Source organism: Kineococcus vitellinus, from assembly GCF_009906315.1.
GTDB classification, from domain to species: Bacteria; Actinomycetota; Actinomycetes; order Actinomycetales; family Kineococcaceae; genus Kineococcus; species Kineococcus vitellinus.
On record NZ_JAAALL010000279.1, the window covers coordinates 1 to 5,837 of the forward strand.

The 5,837-nt window shown below is 75.6% G+C and carries 5 protein-coding genes; 2 read left to right on the plus strand and 3 right to left on the minus strand.

Translation table 11 applies throughout. The features are described from left to right. On the plus strand, positions 1 to 1,040 hold a 1,040-nt coding region (locus GTQ99_RS18830), incomplete at its 5' end, for a phosphotransferase enzyme family protein (RefSeq protein ID WP_166617256.1). Positions 1,041 to 1,098: 58 nt separating this feature from the next. Next, complete coding sequence (locus GTQ99_RS18835; protein ID WP_338075111.1) at positions 1,099 to 1,944, plus strand: tryptophan-rich sensory protein; 846 nt, start codon at positions 1,099 to 1,101, stop codon at positions 1,942 to 1,944. Here GTQ99_RS18835 and GTQ99_RS18840 read toward each other — a convergent pair. The 3 genes from GTQ99_RS18840 to ispG form a co-directional block, all read right to left on the minus strand. Beyond that, a complete protein-coding gene (locus GTQ99_RS18840) occupies positions 1,913 to 3,673 on the minus strand; it encodes a proline--tRNA ligase (RefSeq protein ID WP_166617257.1) in 1,761 nt (586 codons plus the stop codon). The genes GTQ99_RS18835 and GTQ99_RS18840 overlap by 32 nt on opposite strands. Positions 3,674 to 3,739: 66 nt before the next feature. After that, positions 3,740 to 4,621, minus strand: coding sequence for a GNAT family N-acetyltransferase (locus GTQ99_RS18845; RefSeq protein ID WP_205707795.1), 882 nt, complete (start codon positions 4,619 to 4,621; stop codon positions 3,740 to 3,742). Positions 4,622 to 4,716: 95 nt separating this feature from the next. Next, positions 4,717 to 5,835, minus strand: coding sequence for a flavodoxin-dependent (E)-4-hydroxy-3-methylbut-2-enyl-diphosphate synthase (ispG, locus tag GTQ99_RS18850; RefSeq protein ID WP_205707792.1), 1,119 nt, complete (start codon positions 5,833 to 5,835; stop codon positions 4,717 to 4,719). Positions 5,836 to 5,837: the final 2 nt, after the last annotated feature.

Here is a 5,837-nt window from a genome sequence, read left to right on the forward strand (position 1 = left end):
CACCCGCCGCCTTCGCCACCCTCACCGCGCTGCGCCGCGGCGACGAGGCGCCCGGCTGGCTCACCGCGTCCGTCACCCGCGCCTGGGGCCTGGACCCGGCCGCGACGGCGCTGCACCTCATCACCGTCTCCGAGAACGCCACCTTCCGGGTCGACGTGGCCGGCGCCGCGCACGCCGTGCTGCGCCTGCACCGCCCGGGCTACGTCGACCCGGCCGAGATCGCCGCCGAGCTGGCGTGGGTGCGCGCGATCGCCGCCGAGACCGAGGTGCGCGTCCCCGCCGTCCTCGCGCTGGCCGACGGCTCGCTGGTGCACGAGACGACCGGCCCCGACGGCGGCCGCTGGTGCGCCGTGGCCTTCTCCCACGTCGACGGGCAGGTGCTGGAGGACCGGCTGGGCTCCCCCGCCGCGCTGGTGGGCACCTACCGCGAGATCGGCGCGACGGCGGCGCGGCTGCACGAGCACGCCCGCGGCTGGGTCCAGCCGCGGGGCTTCCGCCGCTTCGGCTGGGCGCTGGCGGACGCGCTGGGCGCCACCAGCCGCTGGGGCGACTGGCGGGCGGCGCCGCTGGGACCGGGTGAGCGGGCGGTGTGCGAGCGCGCGGAGGCCGCCGCCCGCGCGGTCCTGGAGCGCCTGGGCGCCGACGCCGGGACCACCGGCCTCGTGCACGCCGACCTGCGCCCCTCCAACGTCGTGGTCGACGGGGCCGGGCGGCTGACCGTCATCGACTTCGACGACTGCGGGACCAGCTGGCTGCTGTGGGACTTCGCCGCCGCGCTGAGCTTCCTGGAGCACGAGGAGCACGCGCCGGCGCTGGCGGCGGCGTGGCTGGAGGGCTACGGCCGGGTGCGCCGGCTGCGCGAGGCGGACCTGGAGCTCGCCACCGCGCTGTCGATGGTGCGCCGGCTGCAGCTGCTGGGCTGGACGACCACGCACCGCGAGGACGCGCTGCCGCCCGCGGTGTGGGCGGCGCAGCTGCCGGGGACGGTGGAGGTCGCCCGGCGCTACCTGGGGCGCCCGCAGTGGCTGCTCGCCCCCTGACGGGCCGGGTGCGGCCCGCGGGCTGGCGCGGGCGGGGCGGCGCGGCCACGATCGTCGGGTGAGCGACGCCGCCCTGCCCCGCACCCGCTCCGGCACCCGCTCCGGCACGCCCGACGGCGCCCGGCGGGCGGCCGTCGTCGCCGGCGCCGCGCTCGCGGTGGCGGGCTCGGCGGTCGGCTCCGGCGCCTTCGGCGGCACGCCGGTCGCCGAGGCCGCCGGCGGTGCGCTGTCCGCCTCGGCCACGCTCGTCGCCCCCGCCGGGCCGGCGTTCGGCATCTGGGGGGTCGTCTACGCGGGGCTGGTGGCCCACGCGGTGTGGCAGGCGCTGCCCGCGCAGCGCGAGGACGCCCGCCAGCGGCGGACCGGGTGGTGGACGGCCGCCTCCCTGGTCCTCAACGCCGCCTGGATCCTCACGGTGCAGGCGGGGCAGCTGGCCGCCTCCGTCGCGGTCATCGCCGCGCTGCTGGTGGTGCTCGTGGTCGCCTTCACCCGCCTGCTGGAGCGCGGCCCGCGCTCGCTCGTGGAGGCCGTCGTCGTCGACGGCACGACCGGCCTCTACCTGGGCTGGGTGAGCATCGCGACGGTGGCGAACACCGCCGCGGCGCTGCGCCAGGCGGGGCTGCGCAGCGGTGAGGGGGCGTGGGCGGTCGGCGTGCTGGCGCTGGCCGCGGCGGTCGGGGTGGTGACCGCGGTGCGCTCGCGCGGGCGCCTGGCCCCCGGCGCGGGCCTGGTGTGGGGGCTGGGCTGGGTCGCCGCGGGCCGCGCGGGCGGTGAGAACCCCTCCACGGCGGCGGCGGTGGCGGCCGGCGCCGCCGCGGCGGTGGTCGCGGGGACCACCGTCGCGGCGCGCCTGGCCCCGCGCGGGCGGCGCCTCAGGCGCGCACGGCCGCGACCGCGCGGCTGACGGCCTCGGCCACCGGGACCTGCTCGGCCTCGCCGGTGCGGCGGTCGCGCAGCTCCACGACCCCCTCGGCCAGGCCCTTGCCCACGACGAGGATCGTGGGCACGCCGATGAGCTCGGCGTCCTTGAACTTCACGCCCGGCGACACCTTGGGGCGGTCGTCGTAGAGGACCTCGACCCCCTGGGCGGTCAGCTCCCCGGCGAGGCGCTCGGCGGTGGTGAACACCTCCGGGTCCTTGCCGGTGGCGACGAGGTGGACGTCGGCGGGCGCCAGCGCCCGCGGCCAGACCAGGCCCTTGTCGTCGTGGTTGCCCTCGGCCACGCAGGCCAGGGCGCGGGTGACGCCCACGCCGTAGGAGCCCATCGTGACCACGACCTGCTTGCCGTTCTCGTCGAGCACCTTCAGGTCCAGGGCCTGCGCGAAGCGGCGGCCCAGGGCGAAGATGTGCGCGATCTCGATGCCGCGGGCCAGCTCCAGCGGGCCGGAGCCGTCGGGCGCGGGGTCGCCGGCCTTCACCTCGGCGGCCTCGACGAACCCGTCGGGGGTGAAGTCGCGGCCCGCGACGAGGTCGAAGACGTGCTTGCCGCTCTCGTCGGCGCCGGTGATCCAGGCGGTGCCGTCGACGACGCGGGGGTCGACGAGGTAGCGGATGCCGCTGGCGTTCTCCGTGCCCAGGACACCGGAACCGATGTAGCCCTTGACCAGGGCCGGGTGCTTCGCGAAGTCGGCGGCCTCGAAGGCCTCCACCTCCGCCGGCGACAGGGCTGCCTCCAGCCGCTTGGGGTCGACCTCGCGGTCGCCGGGCACGCCGACGGCCAGCGGTTCGCGGGTGCCGTCGGGGTGGCGCAGGACGACGAGGACGTTCTTGAGGGTGTCCGCCGCGGTCCACGGGCGGTCCGCGCGGGGGTGCTCCTCGTTGGCGACCGCGACGAGCGTCTCGATCGTGGGGGTGTCGGGGGTGTCCTCGACGTGCGCGGCGGGCAGCCCGTCGAAGGGGACCGCGGGCGGGGCCAGCGTCGTGACGGCCTCGGCGTTCGCGGCGTAGCCCCCGGGGGAACGGACGAAGGTGTCCTCCCCGATGGGCGTCGGGTGCAGGAACTCCTCGCTGCGCGAGCCGCCCATGGCCCCCGACATCGCCGAGACGACGACGAAGTCCAGCCCGAGGCGCTGGAAGATGCGGATGTAGGCCTGGCGGTGCAGCTCGTAGGACTTCTCCAGCCCCGCGTCGTCGACGTCGAAGCTGTAGGAGTCCTTCATGGTGAACTCGCGGCCGCGGATGATCCCGGCGCGCGGACGCGCCTCGTCGCGGTACTTGGTCTGGATCTGGTACAGCGACAGCGGCAGGTCCTTGTACGAGGAGTACAGGTCCTTCACCAGGAGGGTGAACATCTCCTCGTGGGTGGGGGCCAGCAGGTAGTCGGCGCCCTTGCGGTCCTTGAGCTTGAAGATGCCGTCGCCGTAGTCGCTCCAGCGGTTCGTGGCCTCGTAGGGCTCGCGCGGCAGCAGCGCCGGGAAGTGGACCTCCTGGGCGCCGGCGGCGTCCATCTCCTCGCGGACGACCTGCTCGACCTTGCGCAGCACCCGCAGCCCCAGCGGCAGCCAGGTGTAGATGCCCGGCGCGGCCCGGCGCACGTAGCCGGCGCGCACCAGCAGCTTGTGGCTGGCGACCTCGGCCTCGACCGGGTCCTCCCGCAGGGTCCGCAGGAACAGGGTCGACATCCGCATCAGCACGGGCACGAGGATATCGGCGCACCGGCGCCCGCCTCACCGGCGTTCTCGCGCCCCGGGCGCAGGGCCTCAGAACAGGACGGTGGCGAAGGTGCCGACCTCGCGGAAGCCGACGCGGCGGTACGCCGCCAGCGCGCGGGTGTTGTAGTCGTTGACGTACAGCGAGACCGACTCCACGCCGTCGGCGCGGCAGGCGTCCACGACGGCGGCCATCCCCGGCTCGGAGAGCCCTTCGCCGCGCCGGTGCGGCGGCACCCACACGCCCTGCACCTGGACGACCTTCGGGGAGACCGCGCCCAGCTCGGCCTTGAAGACGACCTCGGGGCCGGCGGGACCGGCCTCCACGCGCACGAAGGAGCGCCCGGTGGAGACGAGCTCGGCGATGCGGGCGCGGTAGGCGCCGCCGCCGTCCGGGGGTGCGGGCGCGTAGCCGATCTCCTCGGTGAACATCGCCACGCAGGCGGGCACGACGAGGTCCAGCTCGCGCAGCGTCGAGCGGCGCACGGCGGGGTCGGGGGCCACCAGCGGCTCGGTGTCGCAGACCATGAGCGGCTGCTGGGCGCGCACCTCCCGCACCCCGCGCCAGTGCGGCTCCAGGCGCTGCCACAGGGCCAGCACGGCCTCGGCCGGCCCGACCAGGGACGAGCAGCGCCGCCCCTGCGCGCGGGCGTGCTCGGCGAAGGCGTCCAGCGCCCGCGGGGTGGCCTCCACGGGCACGAGGTTGGCCCCGGCCCAGCAGGCCGAGACCAGCTCCTCGTCCTCGAACCAGCCCCACACCTGCCCGCCGAGGTCGGTGCCCGCGCGCGAGACGAGCCCCAGCAGGCGCGCGGAGACGAAGAGGTTGCCGACGGGGTCGCGGTCGCACAGCCGCAGCAGCGCGGGCGCGTCGGAGCCGGTGAGGACGCGCAGGGAGCCCGCCCGGGCCGACCCGGGAGCCGCGGAGGGGGTCAGGTGCACCCCCGCATCCTGTCGCGAGAACGCCCGCTGGTCGAGGCGACCCGTCGGTGCCGCCGGTGCGGCCGGTGCCGTCGGGGCTCGGCCGGAGCTCAGCCGACCGTCACGACCGGGGAGCCGGCGCTCGCGTCGTCCCCGGGCTCGCCCATCTCGGCGGCCAGGCGGTTGGCCTCCTCGATGAGGGTCTCGACGATGGCGTGCTCGGGGACGGTCTTGATGACCTCGCCCTTGACGAAGATCTGCCCCTTGCCGTTGCCGCTGGCGACGCCGAGGTCGGCCTCGCGGGCCTCGCCGGGGCCGTTGACGACGCAGCCCATGACGGCCACGCGCAGCGGCACGCTCAGCCCCTCCAGGCCCTCGGTGACGGCCTCGGCCAGGGAGTAGACGTCGACCTGCGCGCGCCCGCAGGAGGGGCAGGAGACGATCTCCAGCTTGCGCGGGCGCAGGTTCAGCGACTGCAGGATCTGGATGCCGACCTTGACCTCCTCCACCGGCGGCGCGGACAGCGAGACCCGGATGGTGTCGCCGATGCCCTGCGACAGCAGCGCCCCGAAGGCGGTGGCGGACTTGATGGTGCCCTGGAAGGCGGGGCCGGCCTCGGTGACGCCGAGGTGCAGCGGCCAGTCGCCGCGCTCGGAGAGCAGCTCGTAGGCCCGGACCATGACCACGGGGTCGTTGTGCTTGACCGAGATCTTGAAGTCGTGGAAGTCGTGCTCCTCGAAGAGGGAGGCCTCCCAGACCGCGGACTCCACCAGGGCCTCGGGCGTGGCCTTGCCGTGCTTGGCCAGCAGGCGCGGGTCGAGGGAACCGGCGTTGACGCCGATGCGGATCGAGGTGCCGTGGTCCTTGGCCGCCTGCGCGATCTCCTTGACCTGGTCGTCGAACTTGCGGATGTTGCCCGGGTTGACCCGCACCGCCGCGCACCCGGCCTCGATGGCCGCGAAGACGTACTTGGGCTGGAAGTGGATGTCGGCGATGACCGGGATCTGCGACTTCTTCGCGATGATCGGCAGCGCCTCGGCGTCGTCGTTGGTGGGGCAGGCGACGCGGACGATGTCGCAGCCGGTCGCGGTCAGCTCGGCGATCTGCTGCAGCGTGGCGTTGATGTTCGTCGTCGGGGTCGTCGTCATCGACTGCACCGAGACGGGCGCGTCGCCGCCGACGTCGACCGAGCCCACCTTGATCTTGCGCGTCTTGCGGCGGGGTGCCAGGA